At 61.8% G+C, this 18403-nt stretch carries 13 protein-coding genes; 10 read left to right on the top strand and 3 right to left on the bottom strand.

What is annotated here, in order from left to right:
• Window positions 1-8: 8 nt before the first annotated feature.
• The 4 genes from ntrB to BM177_RS16075 are packed head-to-tail and all read left to right on the top strand — an operon-like array spanning window position 9 to window position 5662.
• Window positions 9-920, top strand: coding sequence for a nitrate ABC transporter permease (ntrB, locus tag BM177_RS16090; RefSeq protein WP_091685702.1), 912 nt, complete (start codon window positions 9-11; stop codon window positions 918-920).
• A gap of 11 nt (window positions 921-931) precedes the next feature.
• Window positions 932-1729 (top strand): ABC transporter ATP-binding protein, encoded by a 798-nt coding sequence (locus BM177_RS16085; protein ID WP_091685602.1) that lies wholly within the window; start codon window positions 932-934, stop codon window positions 1727-1729.
• Window positions 1730-1769: 40 nt separating this feature from the next.
• The gene (locus tag BM177_RS16080; RefSeq protein WP_091685600.1) at window positions 1770-2987 is read left to right on the top strand and encodes an NAD(P)/FAD-dependent oxidoreductase; all 1218 of its coding nucleotides are present in this window, start codon (window positions 1770-1772) and stop codon (window positions 2985-2987) included.
• Window positions 2984-5662 carry a nitrate reductase gene (locus tag BM177_RS16075; protein WP_244532390.1) on the top strand — a complete coding sequence of 893 codons (2679 nt, stop codon included), beginning with the start codon at window positions 2984-2986 and terminating at the stop codon, window positions 5660-5662. The genes BM177_RS16080 and BM177_RS16075 overlap by 4 nt, the downstream gene beginning before the upstream one ends.
• A 27-nt stretch (window positions 5663-5689) precedes the next feature.
• Here the strand turns inward: BM177_RS16075 and BM177_RS16070 are convergent, their stop codons facing one another.
• The 3 genes from BM177_RS16070 to BM177_RS16060 form a co-directional block, all read right to left on the bottom strand.
• On the bottom strand, window positions 5690-6967 hold the full coding sequence (locus tag BM177_RS16070; protein ID WP_091685597.1) for a M48 family metallopeptidase: 1278 nt from the start codon (window positions 6965-6967) through the stop codon (window positions 5690-5692).
• 199 nt (window positions 6968-7166) lie between these two features.
• On the bottom strand, window positions 7167-8198 hold the full coding sequence (locus tag BM177_RS16065; RefSeq protein WP_091685595.1) for a glycosyltransferase family 4 protein: 1032 nt from the start codon (window positions 8196-8198) through the stop codon (window positions 7167-7169).
• A gap of 52 nt (window positions 8199-8250) precedes the next feature.
• Window positions 8251-8937, bottom strand: coding sequence for a phosphatase PAP2 family protein (locus tag BM177_RS16060; RefSeq protein ID WP_244532389.1), 687 nt, complete (start codon window positions 8935-8937; stop codon window positions 8251-8253).
• Window positions 8938-9174: 237 nt separating this feature from the next.
• Between BM177_RS16060 and BM177_RS16055 the strand changes: the two genes are divergently transcribed.
• From BM177_RS16055 to BM177_RS16025, 6 genes are all read left to right on the top strand, one after another.
• The gene (locus tag BM177_RS16055; RefSeq protein WP_244532388.1) at window positions 9175-10347 is read left to right on the top strand and encodes an efflux RND transporter periplasmic adaptor subunit; all 1173 of its coding nucleotides are present in this window, start codon (window positions 9175-9177) and stop codon (window positions 10345-10347) included.
• Window positions 10344-13496, top strand: coding sequence for an efflux RND transporter permease subunit (locus BM177_RS16050; RefSeq protein WP_091685592.1), 3153 nt, complete (start codon window positions 10344-10346; stop codon window positions 13494-13496). The genes BM177_RS16055 and BM177_RS16050 overlap by 4 nt, the downstream gene beginning before the upstream one ends.
• A gap of 826 nt (window positions 13497-14322) precedes the next feature.
• Entirely contained in the window at window positions 14323-14523 is a 201-nt protein-coding gene (locus tag BM177_RS16045) for a hypothetical protein (protein WP_091685589.1), read from the top strand.
• 494 nt (window positions 14524-15017) lie between these two features.
• Window positions 15018-17417, top strand: coding sequence for an ATP-dependent DNA helicase (locus BM177_RS16035; protein WP_091685585.1), 2400 nt, complete (start codon window positions 15018-15020; stop codon window positions 17415-17417).
• 3 nt (window positions 17418-17420) lie between these two features.
• Complete coding sequence (locus BM177_RS16030; protein ID WP_091685582.1) at window positions 17421-17978, top strand: hypothetical protein; 558 nt, start codon at window positions 17421-17423, stop codon at window positions 17976-17978.
• On the top strand, window positions 17979-18403 hold a 425-nt coding region (locus BM177_RS16025; protein WP_139223672.1), incomplete at its 3' end, for a hypothetical protein.

Raw genomic sequence — 18403 nt, 5'->3', positions numbered from 1 at the left:
GGACGATCATGGATTTGGCGATTTCCAAAGATCCTCAATCCGAGGCCGGCCACGAGGCGCCCGCGCGGCCGCCTGCTGCGAAAAAGGCTCACGAATACAACGGGCCCGCCCCCAGTGCGTTGTCGAACATGCCGCCCGTCGGGCAATGGATCGTCACCTATCTGCTGCCGCCTCTCGTCACTCTTATCCTTCTTCTGATCGTCTGGCAGATCGCCTGCGGCAGGCCCGGCTCCGCCCTGCCGTCGCCCTCGCAAATCTGGAAAGATTCGCGCGATCTGATCGTGCATCCGTTCTTCGATTACGGAACCCAGGACATCGGTCTTGGCTGGCGGGTGCTGGTCTCGCTGCAGCGGGTCATGTATGGATTCGGCCTCGCCGCCGTCGCCGGCGTGCTCGTTGGCACGCTCATCGGCCAGTCGGATCTCGCGATGCGCGGCCTCGATCCGGTGTTCCAGGTCCTGCGCACGGTTCCGCCGCTGGCCTGGCTGCCGATCGCGCTCGCCGCGTTCCGGGACAGCCGGCCGTCGGCGATCTTCGTGATCTTCATCACCAGCATCTGGCCGATTCTCATCAACACCTCGGTCGGAATCCGCAACATTCCGCAGGACTACCGCAACGTCGCCGCGGTGCTGCGGCTGAACCATCTCGAATTCTTCTGGAAGATCATGCTGCCGTCGGCGGCGCCTTATATCTTCACCGGCTTGCGGATCGGAATCGGACTTTCCTGGCTCGCCATCGTCGCCGCGGAAATGCTGACCGGCGGCGTCGGGATCGGCTTTTTCATCTGGGACGCCTGGAACTCGTCGCGCCTCTCCGACATCGTCGTGGCGCTGGCCTATATCGGCCTCGTCGGGTTCGCGCTCGACCGCATCGTCGGCGGACTGGGCGCGATCGTCGCGCGCAGCACAACACAGAATTAAGCGAGAGGACTATGAGCCAGCCCTACCTTAAAATCGATCAGGTCGGAAAGACCTTTTCCCGCCGCGGCGTTGAGAGCGAAGTGCTGCGGGACATCAACCTTGGCGTCGAGAAAGGCCAGTTCGTCTCGATCATCGGCCATTCGGGCTGCGGCAAGTCGACCATGCTCAATCTCGTCGCGGGGTTGACGCAGGCGACGACTGGCGGCGTCATTCTCGATAACCGGGAGGTCAACAGTCCCGGCCCGGACCGCGCCGTCGTGTTCCAGAACCACTCGCTTCTGCCCTGGCTCAGCGTCTACGCGAATGTCCGCCTCGCCGTCGACAAAGTGTTCAGCGGCGCCAAGACGCGGGCGCAGCGCCACGACTGGACAATGCACAATCTTGAGCTCGTTCAGATGGTCCATGCCAGGGACAAGCGTCCATCGGAAATCTCGGGCGGAATGAAACAGCGCGTCGGCATCGCCCGGGCACTCGCGATGGAGCCGAAGGTTCTCTTGCTCGACGAGCCGTTCGGCGCGCTCGACGCGCTGACGAGGGCGCATCTGCAGGATTCGCTCATGCGCATTCACGGCTCGCTCGGCAATACGGTCCTCATGATAACGCACGACGTCGATGAGGCTGTGTTGCTGTCCGACCAGATCGTGATGATGACCAATGGCCCCGCGGCGACCATCGGCGAGGTTCTGTCCGTTCCGCTTCCACGACCCCGCGAGCGGCTCGAACTGGCCGCCGACCCCGCCTACATCGGCGCGCGCGAATCCGTTCTCAGATTTCTCTACGAGCGTCAGCATTTCGTGGAGGCGGCGTGAGAGCGCCAGAGCGCCGTCCTCACGGCGAAGCGGAGCTGCGATGAGCGAGCCACTGGTGATCGTGGGGCAGGGGATGGCGGCGGCCCGCCTCGCCGATGAACTGTCGGCGCGGGCCCTCGGCCGGTATGCGATCGTCGTGATCGGGGCGGAACCCTTCCGCGCCTATAACCGCGTCCTTTTGTCGTCGGTCCTTGCGGGTGAGATCGCCGCCGCCGACATCGAACTGAAACCCTCGCAATGGTGGGAAGGCCGCGGCGTCACCAATCTTTATGGCTCCCCGGTCGCCGGCGTCGACAGGAACGCGAAGACGGTTCGTCTTGAGAGCGGGCTGGAGCTTCCCTATTCGAAGCTCGTGTTCGCCACCGGCTCGCATCCGATCCGGCTGCCGCGGCCTGGCATGGACCTGCAAGGGGTCATGACGTTTCGGACCATGGGCGATGTGGACGCGATGCTTCGCGAAGCGGCGCTGGGTCGCCGCGCCGCCGTGATCGGCGGCGGCCTTCTTGGTCTTGAAGCCGCCTATGGTCTTGCGAAAGCCGGCGTGAAGGTGACGCTGATCCATGTCGTGGACCGCCTGATGGAGCGCCAACTCGACGCGTCCGCCGCGCGGCTCCTCGCCGAGGCGATGAGGACCAAGGGCGTCGAGGTGATGCTCGAAGCAGAAACCGATTTCATCGTCGGGACGGATCGCGCCGAGGGCGTCGCGCTCAAGAACGGGATTCAGATCGAGGCGGACCTCGTCGTCTGCGCGGTGGGCGTGCGGCCGAACGCGGACCTCGCGCGCGCGGCGGGACTTGCCGTCAACCGTGGGATTGTCGTCGACGACGCAATGGCGACGAGCGACGCCGACATTTTCGCGCTCGGGGAATGCGCGGAACATCGCGGCGTCGCCTATGGCCTCGTCGAGCCGGCGTATGAACAGGCGAAGGTTCTCGCCCGGCGTCTTACCGGCGATTCCCGCGCGGCCTTCGCGGGCTCCACGCTCGCCACCAATCTCAAGATCGCGGGGGTCGCACTGTTTTCAGCTGGCGATTTTAATGATGCGGGACGCGAGGCGATCGTCTTCGAGGATCCCGCCGCCGGCGTCTACAAGAAGCTGGTGATCGAGGCCGGCCGCCTCGTCGGCGCGGTGCTGTTCGGCGACGCAGTGGACGGGCTCTGGTATCAGGATCTGATCCGCTCCGGAGCGTCGATTGAATCGATACGGGACACCCTTGCATTCGGACAGGCGGCGTCGTCATTGAGCGAGGCCGCGTGAACACGCTGGCGGAAACGCGCCTCGGACGCGCGGCGGTCAGGACGATCTGTCCCTATTGCGGCGTCGGGTGCGGGGTGCTCGCCTCCCCTGACGGCGCCGGCGGCGCGGCGATCGAGGGCGACGAAGCGCATCCGTCGAATTTCGGCCGCCTGTGCTCCAAAGGCTCGGCTCTCGGGGAGACCCTCGGGCTGGAGACGAGACAGCTTTATCCGGTTGTTCGTGGCGCGCGCGCCACGTGGGACGCGGCGCTCGATCATGTCGCGTCGAACATCGGGCGCATCATCGCGGAGCACGGACCGGATGCGGTCGCGTTCTACCTTTCCGGCCAGCTGCTCACCGAAGATTATTACGTCGCCAACAAGCTGATGAAGGGCTTCATCGGTTCGGCCAATGTCGACACCAATTCGCGGCTCTGCATGTCCTCGTCGGTCGCCGGGCACAAGCGCGCCTTCGGGTCGGATACGGTGCCTGGATGCTACGAGGATCTCGACGAGGCCGATCTCCTGGTGCTCACCGGGTCCAACGCGGCCTGGTGCCATCCGGTCCTGTTTCAGCGGATGGCGAAGGCCCAGGAGCGGCGCGGCGCGCGCCTCGTCACCATCGATCCGCGCCGGACCGCGACGTCGGAGGCCGCCAGCCTGCATCTTTCCGTGGCGCCGGGACGGGACGGGACGTTGTTTTCCGGCCTGCTGGTCCAGCTCGCGGATCGCGGCCATGTCGACGAAACGTTCGTCAACTCGCACACCGAGGGCTTCACTGAAGCCTTGGCGCGCGCGCGCCAGATCGCGCCGACCATCGCCGCGACGGCCGCGGCCGCGCGGCTCAGCGAGCGCGACGTCGAGGAATTTTTCGATCTCTGGATTTCGACCGAACGGGTGGTCACGCTCTACAGTCAGGGCGTCAACCAGTCCTCGCAGGGCGCCGACAAGGTCTCCGCCATCCTCAATTGCCATCTCGCGGCGGGACGCATCGGCCGGGAAGGGATGGGACCATTTTCGCTGACGGGCCAGCCGAACGCCATGGGCGGGCGCGAGGTCGGCGGCCTCGCCAATCAATTGGCCGCGCATATGGGATTTTCGCCGGCCGACATCGACCGGGTGCGGCGATTCTGGAACGCGCCGAATATGGCGGTCCGCGAGGGCCTCAAAGCCGTCGATCTGTTCGAGGCCATCGGTAGGGGTGAGGTGAAGGCGCTCTGGGTCATTGGCACCAATCCCGCCGTGAGCCTGCCGGACGTCAACCGGGTGCGGGCCGCGTTGGGCAAGCTCGAACTCTTTGTCGTGTCCGAGAACGTCCGCTCCAACGACACCTTGCGCGCGGGCGCGCATGTGATCCTGCCGGCGGCGGCTTGGGGCGAAAAGGACGGAACCGTCACCAATTCGGAACGCCGCATCTCGCGCCAGAGACCTTTCCTGCCGCTCCCTGGCGAAGCGCGGCCCGATTGGTGGGCCGTGGCTCAGGCGGCGCGGCGCCTCGGCTTCGCCGGGTTCGAATTCAACAACGTCTCGGAGATTTTCGCCGAACACGCGGCTCTTTCTGGGTTCGAAAACGACGGCGCACGGGATTTCGACATCAGCGGCCTCGCCGATCTGAAGCCGAGGGACTACGACAGCCTCGCCCCGGCGCAATGGCCGGTCCGTCGCGGCGAGGCTTCGGGACGGCGGCGTCTTTTCTCCGACGGTTTGTTCTACACGGCGTCCGGCAAGGCGAGATTCATCCCCATCGACCCGCCCCGGCTCGCCGAAGCGACGTCGGACCGCTTCCCGTTCCTTCTCAATACCGGCCGGCTGCGCGATCAATGGCACACCATGACCCGCACAGGCCTTTCGCCGCGCCTTGGCGGCCATAGCGCCGAACCCTGCCTTTCGATTCATCCAGACGACGCGGCTTCGGCCGGGCTAAAGGACGGCCACCTGGCGCGCGTCGCGAGCGCGGAGGGCGCCGCGATCTTTCGCGTGCAGGTAACCGGGACGCAGCAGCGCGGCGAGGTGTTCGCGCCGATCCACTGGAGCCATGAAACCTCCAGCGATTCGTGCGTCGGGGCGCTGGTCCATCGCTGCGTCGATCCGGAATCGGGACAGCCCGACGCGAAGGCGACGCCGGTCGCCTTGGCGCCGGTCGAGATGCGCCGCGCCGGGTTCGTGCTCGCGCGGCGGCGCGCCGCTTTGCCCGCGCAATCCTATTGGGCGTGGCAGGCGATCGAGGGCGGCTTTACCGCCCGCGTCGAGACCGACGCCCCGGACGAGGAATGGGTGGACGCCCTGCGGGGGCTTGGGCCGCGCGAGGCGTCTGCGCTCTCGCTCAGGGATACGGGCCAGGGCGTCTTTCGCTCGGGCCTCATCTTTAATGATCGCCTGGTCGCGGCGTCATTTCTCGCGGCGCAAACGCCGCCGTCAGACTGGACAGTCCTGCGCGAGGCCTTTGCGGATGAACGCCTCGATCCCGCCGCGCGGCGGAGCCTGCTGTCCGGCAGACGCGCAAGCGGAATGCCGGACGAAGGGCCGAACGTCTGCGCCTGTTTCGGCGTCGCTCGCGGCCGGATCGAGGCCGCGATCGAGGCCGGCTGCAACGATGTCGCTTCCATCGGAAAGAGCCTCAAGGCAGGCTCCAATTGCGGCTCGTGCATTCCGGAGCTGAAACGGATGCTCGCGCTGCGCCGGCCCGTGATGGCTTGAGGGCGGGGTGAGCCGGACGGCGCGCGGTCAGGCCGAGATGGGGGCGGCCATCTTGCCGGAGCCGGGCGTTTCCGCGCGACGCAGATGCCGGATGCGGATCGGCACTGGAGGATGCGAGTAATTGACCAGGGCGTAAACCGGGTCGGGCGTCAGCGTCGAGGCGTTGTCTCGCGCCAGTTTGGTCAGAGCGCTGACCATGGGGCCCGCGCCGACGTTCTGGCGCGCATAATCGTCGGCTTGAAACTCGTTGCGGCGCGAAATCCAGTTGCCGACGGGAGCGGCGAGCGGACCGACGACGGAGGCGAGGAGCGTGCAGACAAAGAGCGCAAGCGCGTCGTCCTTGTAGCCGATCCCGAACGCCGGAAGCAGCCAGGGCTGTTTTGCGAGCCAGCCGAAGGCTGCGAGCGCGGCGAAGGTGACGATCGCGCTGCGCACAATCGAGTAGAGAACATGCCGATGCTTGAAATGCCCGAGTTCGTGGGCGACGACGGCTTCGACCTCCTCGGGGGTGCTGTGCGACAGGAGCGTGTCGAACAGCACGATCCGCTTCGCCGCGCCAAAGCCGATGAAAAAGGCGTTTCCGTGGGCGGAGCGCTTTGACGCGTCCATGGTGAAGAGACCCGAGGAGCGAAATCCGCAACGGTTCAGCAGCCGCTCGATGCGAAGCCGCAGCGCCTCGTCGGCGAGCGGCGCGAACTGGTTGAAGCGAGGCGCGATCAGCCGGACGTACACGGTCGGCGCGGCGACCATCAGGACGACGAGGCCAAGCCACACCCACAGCCACCACAGACCGGCGAAGGCGCGCATGACGAAGAGGGCCGCGAACAGCAGCGGAACCGCAACGGCAAGGAAGATCACGGCCCCCTTGACGCGGTCCGCTGCGAAAGTCTGGAGCGTCGTCCGGTTGAAGCCGAACTTTTGCTCGAGGACGAAGGTTTTGTAGAGATCGAGGGGAAGGGACACGATGGCGCCGACGGCCATCGTTCCGATGAAGAAAGCGACGCCGAGCCAAAGCGACGGCGAAAGGACCGATGCAAGGGAGCCGTAAAGGAGGTTGATCCCGCCGAAAACCCAAGCCGCGGAAAGGGCGAGTTCGATCAGAGTCTCGTACCGGCTGAACCGTTCGCGCGCCACTGTGTAGTCAGCGGCTTTCCGGTGTTCTTCCTGCGAAATCGCGCCGGCGAAATCCGCCGGGACGGCGTCGCGGCGAGCCAGCACATAGGAGACCTGACGCATCGACAGATAAAGGGAGAGAGCCGCCCAGACGCTCGCCGCAATGATGAAGCCTATGCTGAGAAAGGGCACTTCTGGCTCTCCTGACGCGTTGACCTAGGCTTGGGCGACCACCAGCGGCGCCCGGTTCGACGGGTCGCCGGCTTCGGCGTACGACCGAGAGGTAAGGCGCGGATCCCTGAATCGCAAGCTTTGGAGTTGGGCGCCGCGGAGCGAACCGCCGCAATTTCATGGGGCGGCGCGTGAATCCCGGCGCCGGAACATTTGAGGGTCAGGTGTTCGCAAGCCCGATGGTGAAAGAGGGGTCTACCGCCGACAGATTTTCCAGAAATTGCCGCGCGCTCGCCTGCCAGCTGAAGGTTTCGGCGTGGGCGCGGGCTTTCCATGGCGGCACCCATAAAGCCTTCAGGCAGGCGCTTCGCAAATCCTCGTCGAGGACGCCCGCGCCGCTTTCGCCGACCACGTCGAGCGGCCCCGGAACGGGAAAGGCGGCGACAGGCAGTCCGCTCGCCATCGCCTCCAGCAAGACCATGCCGAACGTGTCGGTCATGCTGGGAAAAACGAACACATCCGCGCTCGAATAGATCTCGGCGAGTTCGTCGCCGCTGCGTGAGCCAAGAAAGCGGGCCTGCGGGTAGGCGGCTTCAAGTTTCGCCCGGTCCGGCCCGTCGCCGACGAGGACTTTCGTGCCGGGAAGATCGAGGTCCAGGAAGGCCTTCAGGTTCTTCTCCACCGCCAGCCGGCCGACCGACAGGAAGATCGGCCGGGGAAAATCGAGAACGGAGGTTTCCCGCATGCGGAAGCGATCGTGATCGACGCCGCGCGACCAGTGCATCAACTGTTTGAAGCCCCTGGCTTCGAGATCGGCCGCGAGGCTGTCCGTCGAGACGAACACGCCTGACCCGGCATTGTGGAACCAGCGCAGGCAGCGGTAAACGAGGCTTTTGGGGACGAAGGCGCGGGCCGAGACATATTCGGGAAACTTCGTATGGTAACTCGTGGTGAAGCAGATGTCGTTTCGCAGGCAGTACCGGCGGGCGGCGAAGCCAAGAGGGCCTTCCGTGGCGATATGGACATGGTCCACCGAAAGCGCTTCGATCCGCCGTCCGACGATCCCGGCGGTCGTCAAGGCGAGCCGAAGCTCCGGGTAGGTCGGCATGCGGAACGACCGGAAGCCCTGGGGCGACAGGAACTGAACGCTGGCGCCGAGCTCGAGCGCGGCGGCCGAAAGCGCTTCAAGCGACCGGACGACGCCATTGACCTGAGGGCGCCATGTATCGGTGACGACGAGGATCCGCTTCATTCTGCTCCGAATCCTTGCGCATCCTCGCCCCGGATCGTTTCGTGAGGGAGGGTCATTCCGCAAGAGCCCAGGCCGAAAGGGGATAGGCGAGGGCGAGACTGAGCAGAATTCCGCCGAAAATATCGCTTGGATAATGGTGAGTCGTCGCGATCCGCGCCCACGCCATTGTCAGCATCAGCGCGGCCGCCGAGAGGGAGAAGCCGGGACAGGCAAGAACGATGGGCACGAGAGCGCCGGAGAGGGTCATGGCGTGCCCGCTCGGAAACGAAAACTCGTCGATGGCCTTGAACGGCGGCGACAAGGTCGGGTCTGAATTGAACGGGCGCGGCCGGCCCACGAAGCGCTTGATCCGGGGATAGAGACAATGCAGCAGCCCTACGTTGACGCCCGCCAGCAGGATGACCCTTCTTTCCTGATCCCCGAGGAATTCGAACACGAATAGGCCAAGCAACGGATAAAGCCAACCGTCGCCCAGCTTGCTCACGATGATCGCGGATTGGCGTCCGGCGGCGGTGCGCGCCGACCGGGCGATAAAGTGAACCGCGGCGAGATCGGCGCTAAAAAGGCGATCTTTCCAAGGCCGCCACCAATGTCTCAACGCCGAGAGACCGCGCATCCACGGCTTGCGCGCCTGGCGCAAGGTTTTTGACGGATCTTCGCTTGGGCTGGCGGACGCGGCCGGGAGGCCGTCACGCTGTCGCCTGCTCTCGTTTGATGTGGCGTCAGTCTCGTCGAACATTCATCAAAACGCCTTCCCAGAAACCGAAGCTAGGATTTCCACGTGGATTTCCGCAACGAAAAATCTGATTCTGAATGTCATTATGACGATAAAGGTAGACCCTATGCCGGTCCTATGGCAAGCGACCTCAAAAGCGGGAAAGTCCTGGCTCTCCGCCCGGCGAGCGTCAGCTTAACCGGGCGTTTGAAACGGACTCACAGTCAAAACCGGAATTTTTTACGGTTGATCGGGAACGCCATGATCGAGATCGCGGCCAAACCGCGCAGGGGCGTCATCGCCGCCGCCGGCGCCCTGCCCATGCTTGTCATGCTTGCGGCTTGCGGCGACCGGAACACTTATCAGCCGCCGCCGCCCCCCGACGTCACGATTGTGACGCCTGAACAGCGAAGCGTCACGTTGTTCATCGAACTGACCGGCGCGACCGCGGCCGTGAACAAGGTGGACCTTGTCGCGCGCGTCCAGGGATTCATCGAAAAGGTAGGCTACAATGACGGCGCGAGGGTCGCAAAGGGCGATCTGCTGTTTCAGATCCAGCCCTACGACTACAAGATCGCGCTCGACATCGCCCGCGCCGCGCAGGACCAGCAGGCCGCGCTTCTCGTTCAGGCTGACGCAGATCTGAAACGCAAACAGGAGCTTGTGGCGCGTCAGGCCTCCTCCGTCGCCTCCCTCGACGAAGCCAAGGCCAAACGCGATTCCACCTTCGCGGCCCTCGCCCAGGCAAAGGGCCAGGTGGCGCAGGCGAGCCGCAATCTTGACTATACGACCATCGCGGCGCCGTTCGACGGCGCGGTCTCGGCCCGGCTCGCGGACCCCGGCGCCTTTGTCGGAGCCAATGGTCCGACAAAGCTCGCGACCATTGTCCAGACCGATCCAATCTATGTCTATTTCAATATCGACGAACAGCAGGTGCTCAAGATCCGTCAGCGGCTGAAAAGCATGGGCCTCTCGCTGAAGGATCTCGGTCCCATCCCGGTCGGGATCGGACTCCAGACCGAGGACGGCTATCCTCACGAGGGCGCGATCAACTATGTCGCGCCGCAAATCGATTCGAGTACGGGCACCCTGACGGTGCGGGCCGTTCTGGACAACAAGAACACGCGGCTGTTGCCGGGCCTCTTCGTGCGCGTGCGCGTGCCTGTGGAAAGGAACGCCGAGGCCTTGCTGGCTCCGGAGGTCGCGCTCTCCACGGGCCAGCAGGGCCGCTATCTGCTTGTCCTCAACGACAAGAATATCGTCGAGCAGCGGGTGGTCGTCGTCGGCGAGCAGGTCGACCCTGGCCTCAGAATCATCGAGTCGGGCCTGCGGGCCGGAGAGCGGATCGTCGTCGGGGGCCTTGAACTCGCGGTGCCGGGCAATAAGGTTCATCCCGTTCAAGGCGGCGCGAGTCCGCCGCCGGGCGCGCCATGATCGCAAAATTCTTTATCGAGCGCCCGGTCCTTTCCAACGTCATCGCGTTGTTGATCGTGATCCTCGGGCTGGTCTCGCTGCTCAACCTTCCGGTCGCCCATTATCCGAACGTCGTGCCGCCGACCGTACAGGTGACGACGCGCTATCCGGGGGCCAGTCCCTCGACGGTCATCCGCGATGTCGCCCTGCCGATCGAGCAGAAGGTGAACGGGGTCGAAGGCATGATCTACATGTCGTCGATGAGCACCAGCGACGGGCAATACACGCTGACCGTCACGTTCAAAATCGGAACCGATGCGGACAAGGCGCAGATCCTTGTGCAGAACAGGGTCGCGACCGCCCTTCCGACTCTCCCGCAAGCGGTGCAGACGCAAGGGGTGCAGACAAACAAGAAATCGACGTCGATCCTGGAAATCGTCTCCTTGTCCTCGCCTGGCGACGAATTTGATGGGCTGTACCTCTCCAATTTTGCGACGATCAATCTTCTCGACCAGATCTCCCGGCTCGACGGCGTCGGCAGCGTGTCGATTTTCGGAGCCGGTCAGTACGCCATGCGGATCTGGCTCGATCCGCAAAAGCTCGAGGCCCGCAAGCTGTCCCCGAGCGACGTGATCAAGGCGGTTAATCTGCAAAGCCGTTCGACCGTGGCGGGGCAGGTCGGCATTCCGCCGGTTCCTCCAGGCCAGGCGTTTCAATACACGATCAACGTGCCGAGCAATCTTGACGACGCCGCGGAGTTCGAAAACATCATCGTCAAGGCCGAGCAGACGAACGGCGGCAGCATCACCCGGCTGAAGGACGTCGCCCGGATAGAACTCGGCGCGCAGCAATACAGCCAGACGTTCAAGCTGGACGGTCATCCCTCCGCGGGACTCTCCGTTTTCCAGTTGCCGGAGGCGAACGCGCTTGACGTCGCAAAACGCGTCGAGGCGAAAATGCGCGAGCTGGCGCCGTCGTTTCCGCCGGGGATAAAATGGACCATTCCCTTCAATACGACGAAGTTCGTCGCGGTGGCGATTCATGACGTCTACAAGACCCTGATCGAGGCCGCGCTGCTTGTCCTCATCGTCATCCTGGTTTTTCTTCAGGACTGGCGCGCGACGCTTGTCCCGGCGACGACGGTTCCCGTCACCATCATCGGCGCCTTCGCGGCCATCGCGGCCTTCGGCTTCACGATCAATCTCTCGACTTTGTTCGCGATCATTCTCGCGATCGGGATCGTCGTCGACGACGCCATCATCGTCGTCGAGGGCGCGGCGAAGTTCATCGACGAGGGAATGACGCCGCATGACGCGGCGATCAAGGCGATGGACCAGCTTCTGGGTCCGATCATCGGCATTACGCTGGTGCTGATGGCGGTCTTCGTGCCGGCGGCGTTCCTGCCCGGCCTGAGCGGCCAGATGTACCGGCAATTCGCCATGGTGATCGCGGCGACGGCGTTGATCAGCGCGGTCAACGCCCTCACCCTGAAGCCGACGCAATGCGCGCTTTGGCTGCGGCCGTCGACGCCGCCGGAGGAAAGGAACTTTTTCTATCGCGGCTTCAATCGGGCCTACAACGCGGCGGAGAACTGGTACGCCCGGCTGATCGCTTTCATGGTGAAGCGGGCGGCGCTCATGAGCTCGGTCGTCGCGGCGCTCGTCGTTCTGTCCGTCTATGCCCTCAGCCTTGTTCCGACAGCCTTCATGCCGATCGAGGACCAAGGATATTTCGTGGTCGCGGTGCAGCTCCCGGACGGCGCCTCCCTGGAGCGCACGACGCGCGCATTGGATGACGTCACACGGCGCGCGAAGATGCAGCCGGGCGTCGAACAGGTGGTCGCGATCTCCGGAATCGCCGCGCTGAACGACAACGCCAGCCTGTCCAATGCGGGCGTCGCCTACGTCATCCTCAAGGATTGGAGCGAGCGCGGCAAGGGAGAGGATTTGCGCGGGCTTTACGCCGCGTTGTCGGAGCGGATGAAAGTCCTGCCCGACGGCGTCGCCCTGGTCGTGCCGCCGCCGCCGATCCAGGGCGTCGGCAATTCCGCCGGCTCGACGATGAAGGTGCAGCTGCGCAACGGCTCCTTCGATTACGCCGAACTTCAGAAACTGGCCAACGCGATCAGCCGTCGGGCGGCGCAGCAATCGATGTTCGCTTTCGCCCGCAATTATTTCTCGGCGAGCGCGCCTCAGCTCGACGTGACCTTCGATCGCGTCAAAACGGAAACGCTCGGCGTTCCGCTCGGCAGCGCCCTCGACGCCTTGAGCTCCTACATGGGCTCCAGTTACGTCGGGCAGTTCAACCGGTTCGGCAGGGTGTTCCAGATTTATGTGCAGGCCGAGGCCTCGGCGCGCGTCAACGAGGAATCGCTGAAAACCCTGCAGGTGCGCAACAATTCCGGCGACATGGTTCCCTTCGGCACGCTGGCCAACATCAAGACCGTCGCCGGGCCGCCGCTCATCAGCCTGTTCAATCTCTATCCCGCCGCGACGATCATCACAGGGACCGCGACGGGCTACAGTTCGGGGCAGGGCCTGTCGGTTCTCGAGCAGATCGCGGCCGACACCTTGCCGGCCGGCGCCGGCTTCGAGTGGACGGAAATGTCGTTTCAGGAGAAGCAGGTCGGCAATCAGATCTACTGGATCTATGCGTTGAGTCTGCTGCTGGTGTATCTTGTGCTCGCCGGCCAATACGAAAGCTGGATCGCGCCTCTGACCGTGATCGCCTCGGTGCCGCTCGCCCTGCTTGGAACGGCTTTCGCACTGCTGGCGCTGCACGTCGCGAGCAACCTCTACACGCAGATCGGCTTGATCCTGCTGATCGCGCTGTCGAGCAAAAACGCCATTCTCATCGTCGAGTTCGCACGCGAGCTTCGGATCAGGGAAGGGCGCGGTATCGCCAGCGCCGCGATCGAAGCGGCGCGCGCGCGTTTTCGGCCGATCCTGATGACCTCCTTCGCTTTTATTCTTGGCGTCGTGCCGCTTGTCCTCAGTTCGGGAGCCGGCGCGAACGCGCAGAAGTCGATCGGCATCGCGGTCCTCACCGGAATGCTCGGCTCGACCCTCCTCACCGTCGTCTTCGCGCCATCGGTTTTTGTGATCATGCAGCGTTTTGAAGAAGCGCGCCGCAGGGACAAAGGTCCGGCGAGGAAGTCGACCGCCGCATAATTATGGGCCGGCTTTGGGCAGGTCTTTCGTCTGGCGGGTCTTTCGTCCCGCAAGTCCTTCGTCTGCTTCGCCCCGATCACCACTCGTGGCTCGCCGCTTGTCCCGGTTGCGGCGAAAGGGCGCTTTCGAGGCGCGCAATCCGGTCAATGGGGGGAACGGGGGGTCCGGTAGCGACAACATCTAGTATGTGTGACATTTCGCACATCTGTTGTATCTGTGCTACACACTATCCCTAGTGCAAAGCCTCGCCCTCGCGCGAGAGCGCGGACTTGCGCCGAGGTCTGGCCGTCGCCCTCGTTCTTGCCGCGAGCACGGCCGGACCCTCGACCTCGACCGCGTTCTTGGCGTTGGCCTAAGTGTGTTCGGCAACTTTACCTAATTGCCGGAATGACGCGCTTCTTTGGGCCGTTTTTCCGTTTCTTTCGGCATTTCTCGGCTTTTAACGTTTGCTCCCGCTTTTAGCGTTTGCTTTGCATTCTGCGTGTTGTTTGCTTTGACGAACGAATGTTTCTGTTATCTCCAGTTTGATCCGGTTTTGCCTATTCCGTCATTTGTTTCGGAAAGTTCTCACTTCTAGCGCTTATTCGCGGTTCTTCCGCTTCCCGTCGAAATACTCCGAAGTCTCGACATCTCTGCCTTGCATCGCGTTATTCGCGTTCCCACGCAAATTTACAGTTTTTCCAGATTTATACCCCTAGATTGAAGTCTATGACGAGGCCTATGGGCGGGTGAGGCAGTATAAATCGTGTTTTGACGGCGCTTTTGCCCTTGTAATTACGTTTAGTTATCTTACCTTCTTGGAGACGATGTTTGGAGACCCCTTTCGATGGAACTCAACCGCAAGCTTAAAAACGGCAAAGCCACGCGCGATGGTCGTGCCATCGTCACGCTCGCGACGTCTGTCTCTTGGCCGGAATACGTCATGTTGGGAGAGGTCGCGGCGGCCCATGGCACTACTCGCGCGGAGCTAACTCGACAGGCGCTGCGGGAAAAGGTTGAGCGGCTCGGCGTACAGCGGAGCGCATAAAGAAAAACCCCCCGCATTCGCCGTGCAAGGGGGTTCTCCGTCTTCGAATAAAATGCCTGTGGCAGGGCAATCACGCAACACCCGAAAAGGATTTATTGCGTCATGGCGAGATATAACAATTCCACCCAATTAAAGCAAGCGCTTCACAATGAAACCGACGATATTCAAATCCCCTTTGGCATAATTGCTGTAGACCCTGTCGATTTCGTCCGCGTCGAAGAATTGCCCGCCCCCACACAGCCTGAAATCGCCATTGAGGCATGGAATAGATTTATCTGGCGTCGGCGCGTAGATATGGCCTTCGACCGTCTCGAAGGCATTGTCCGCCGTCCCTTCCTGATCCTCCGCCCCATCGCCCGCCGCACTGTCCGCGCAATCCGCTCACCCGCGCAACGCCACGCACGCGCCAGTGACGGAGGCGGCTCTGACGACGGTGAGGGACACCCACGACGTGGCGACGCCCCTCGTCCGCGTATTGTTGGAAGGGCCGCCCGATGAACGCGCCCACGCGCCCTCGCAGCGCCAAATCCAAAGCGCCCCTAGATCATGCTTCCCTTGGATTTCGCCTCTCAAACCCGATTATCACGAAACGGCTTTTCGGACCGGATGAAACAATTCGCTATGAAATCCTTATTTCAACAGCACAACAAAAAACCTTTGCGAAGTATCTCAATTGTTCGGGCAAAAATGTCGTGTCGGATATTCAATTCGAACAGCCTATATCAGCGCGCCCGCTAGAAGTTACCGATATTCTTGAAATCATCGATGGAAAAACACGTCCGCATCCTTGGAAAACCAACGCGCTAATTTTCGATGCGACGTCCCTCGAAGCAATCCCTTACGCGCCAAAATCCTCTAGCGCCAAAATCGACGGTCTCCCTTCCGATACCTGCGCGGCTCTGCTTAAGAAATTCGGCGCGGACTTCGTTTCCATTCTGACCGCCGCGCCCTCTCTCTTGTCAGAGACCACGCGCTATTCTACCGCGAAAATCGAAATTATTCTCGCCGCAGTCGCAGCCGAAGTCGCCGCTCGTAAGGGAGACGGAAAGCTCTCGTCTCGCGTTGTGAACACTCTCCGCTTCGCGGGCGAAACCCTTTCGAAAAGCCGCGCCCTGGCGAAGGCTTATGATCGCGACGCATCGGTCTACCAGTTTCTCTACTCTGGCAAACAATCGTTTCTCAAAGCAGATCGTTTCGCGTTTGCGTTCGACGCCAAAGGTTTGGCAAGCGAACGCTCTCGCGCCATCGTCATCGATACGCTAATCCGTCGCGCCGAAATGCCAGGCGATAGCATTGTACCGCTTGACGATCTTTGCGAAGCAGCATGGACAAATTTTCAACAATTACGCGAGACGACGATTGAAGCGCTGTCTGCGCTAAAAACGCTTGGCTTTGTCGAAGATTTTTCATTCGAGAAAAAAGACTTGTTTGGAACCAATAACGTTCGCCTCTTCGGATTTGCGCCGATCATTCAAGCCGAGCGCCGTATTGCCGCGTTTATCGCCGACAACCCGAAAACCGCTCTTAAAGGCAAATCCAAAGCGATTGTTGATAGGTGTATCGCCAACGCGGCGGACCTTCTCAACCGGCCCGGCTTTGTACTTGATCCGGAGCAAGCGTCCGCAGTGCGTCGCATCTTCGAGCACAAGGTCTCCGTCATTACAGGCCCGCCTGGCTCTGGCAAAACCGCGATCCTCGCCATCGCAAACGCCGCCTCCCGACTACTGTTCCCCGGCGACGAGGATCATATCCGATGCGTCGCCTTATCCGGTCGCGCCGCGTCTATCGCATCATCCGCCGCCGAAGTCTTTACCGGCGACGGCGAAGTGATTGAGTTCAAAGCCTCTACAATTCATCGCGCATTTGGCATGGACCCCGAGTGCGGCGATGACAATTCAGAACTTGCGGGACGCAAAGAGATTTCGTGCGGGGCGTTCATATCCGAAGAAAGCTCCATGACGAATTCGCTTCTTACCGCGCATCTCGTCAAGGCCGCGCACGCGAAACATTATGTCTTCGTCGGCGACGTCAATCAGCTTCCGCCGATTGGCGCTGGCAAGCCGTTTGCCGATTTGATTGAGGGAGACGCTCTGCCGATTACAAGGCTGAGTGGCAATTATCGGACCGACAATTCAGGTATTCGCACGCTCTGCGCAGACATCCTCGCCGAAGAAGGCGAGCCTCCGGACGAGCTTGCCGATGATTTAGGCTGGTCCCTCGCATCCTACAAGAAAGGCGTTTCCTATATCGCCGCGCGCTTCGGCGAACGCGGAAGGATTGCCGGAGACCTATGGCGCGAGTTGAACGAGCACAGTGTCGACAATGCCGACATCGTGGTCTTGACGCCTGCGAACGTTGGCGATGATGGCACAAGGTCTCTCAATATCGATATTCGCAAGACGCTTGGTTTTGGACCTCGTGTCGAACCCGGAGACTTATTGCTCGTCACGAAAAATAACTATGCGGCGGCGTCTCTTACGCCTGGAGAAGATGGCGAGCAAACTGACTGCGAAATCTTCAACGGCGAACGCGGCGTTGTGACCGCAGTCGGTCCCGACACGCTAGACCTGCTGTTCGCCGCACGAGGTCGCCGTGACGAGCGTCACGTCCGGTTACTGCGGGCGGAGGTCGGAGCCGGATTGCCGGAACACACTGCCTTCGGCTACGCGATGACGGTTCATAAGGCGCAAGGATCGCAATTTGCACAGGTGATCCTCGTGACGGCGCGTCCGACGCGGTTCGTCTCGAAATCAAGTGTCTACACTTCGGTTTCTCGCGCCATCGATCATCTGACAATTGTCGGAGATGTGACCGAACTGTTTCGATGCGCCGGACGCGCCGATACAAAGCGCACGTCGGCGTTGCCGCATCTCATTACCAAGAAAGAGGTTTAAGCCATGGGTCTCCTGTCATGGCTTCGCCGCCAATTCAGCGAAAGAACTGCCCGGCGGCTAGAGCGCGCCACGTCGATACAATTTCGCAAGCTTGATCCATCGGAACTGATTAAGGCGGGCTTCTCGCCGTTGTCCGAACGATATGTCCCTTCGACGGTAAAGCGCGTCACGTCGAAAACAGCGTCCATTTCGAAACGCCAATATCAAACGAAGCGCAACGCCGAATTTATTGGCGAAAAGCTTTCAATTGAGAAGGTCGCGGACCGTCACGCAACGGGCGAATTATCCTACAAGACTGCCGACACGCGGGCGCGTGCGCAAAAACAGATGTCAACCCGCCGGATCAAAGCCGCGCTGAAAAAGACAGAGAAAGCAGAGAACCATAGCGGGCGGAAATATGTCATCGGTTCCGAAACCAAGGGGGCATTCATGGGCTCTCGCCAGCGGAAATTGGCGGGCGAATTCATTCCTGATGGCGAATGGCATGCAATGGTCGATTTGGCGCGCGCGATTAACGATCCGAGATTGTCAGATTTAATCAAATCGGCCGGAGTGATTTAAGTGGAAACATTATTCTCGCTGGAAGATTTGCAGGCTGCACTCGCGCCTTACGGAAAGCCGCAATTTACGAGCACGGCGGAGCATGAACGCGAAGACGCGCGAGAAATCATTTCTTTGCTTTCGAACGGTGACGCTTTGATCCTGAAAGCAGGTCGCGATTTTCTGGCGGAGCTTTCAATCACAGAACAACAGAGCTGCGAGGAACAATCCGAAGGGCGGGCTCGGATTGGACTAGGATTGGAATATCACTCCGAAACCGCCGCCCTGGAATTAACGCTTGCGGGAATTCTTGGCGAAGATGAAAGCGCGATACGGAAATTTTATCCGGAGTGTCCGTCGTCAGATGATTTGAGACAGTTTCAGGTTATTCGGAACGGAGGTTCTGGCTCATCGACATTAAAGGTTAAGCGGCCTGCAGTTGGTGC

The sequence above is a fragment of the Methylocapsa palsarum genome (assembly GCF_900114285.1).
In the GTDB taxonomy this organism is placed as follows: domain Bacteria; phylum Pseudomonadota; class Alphaproteobacteria; order Rhizobiales; family Beijerinckiaceae; genus Methylocapsa; species Methylocapsa palsarum.
The sequence above is the reverse complement of the archived record's forward strand: the minus strand, read 5'-3'. Positions and strand labels throughout refer to the sequence as shown.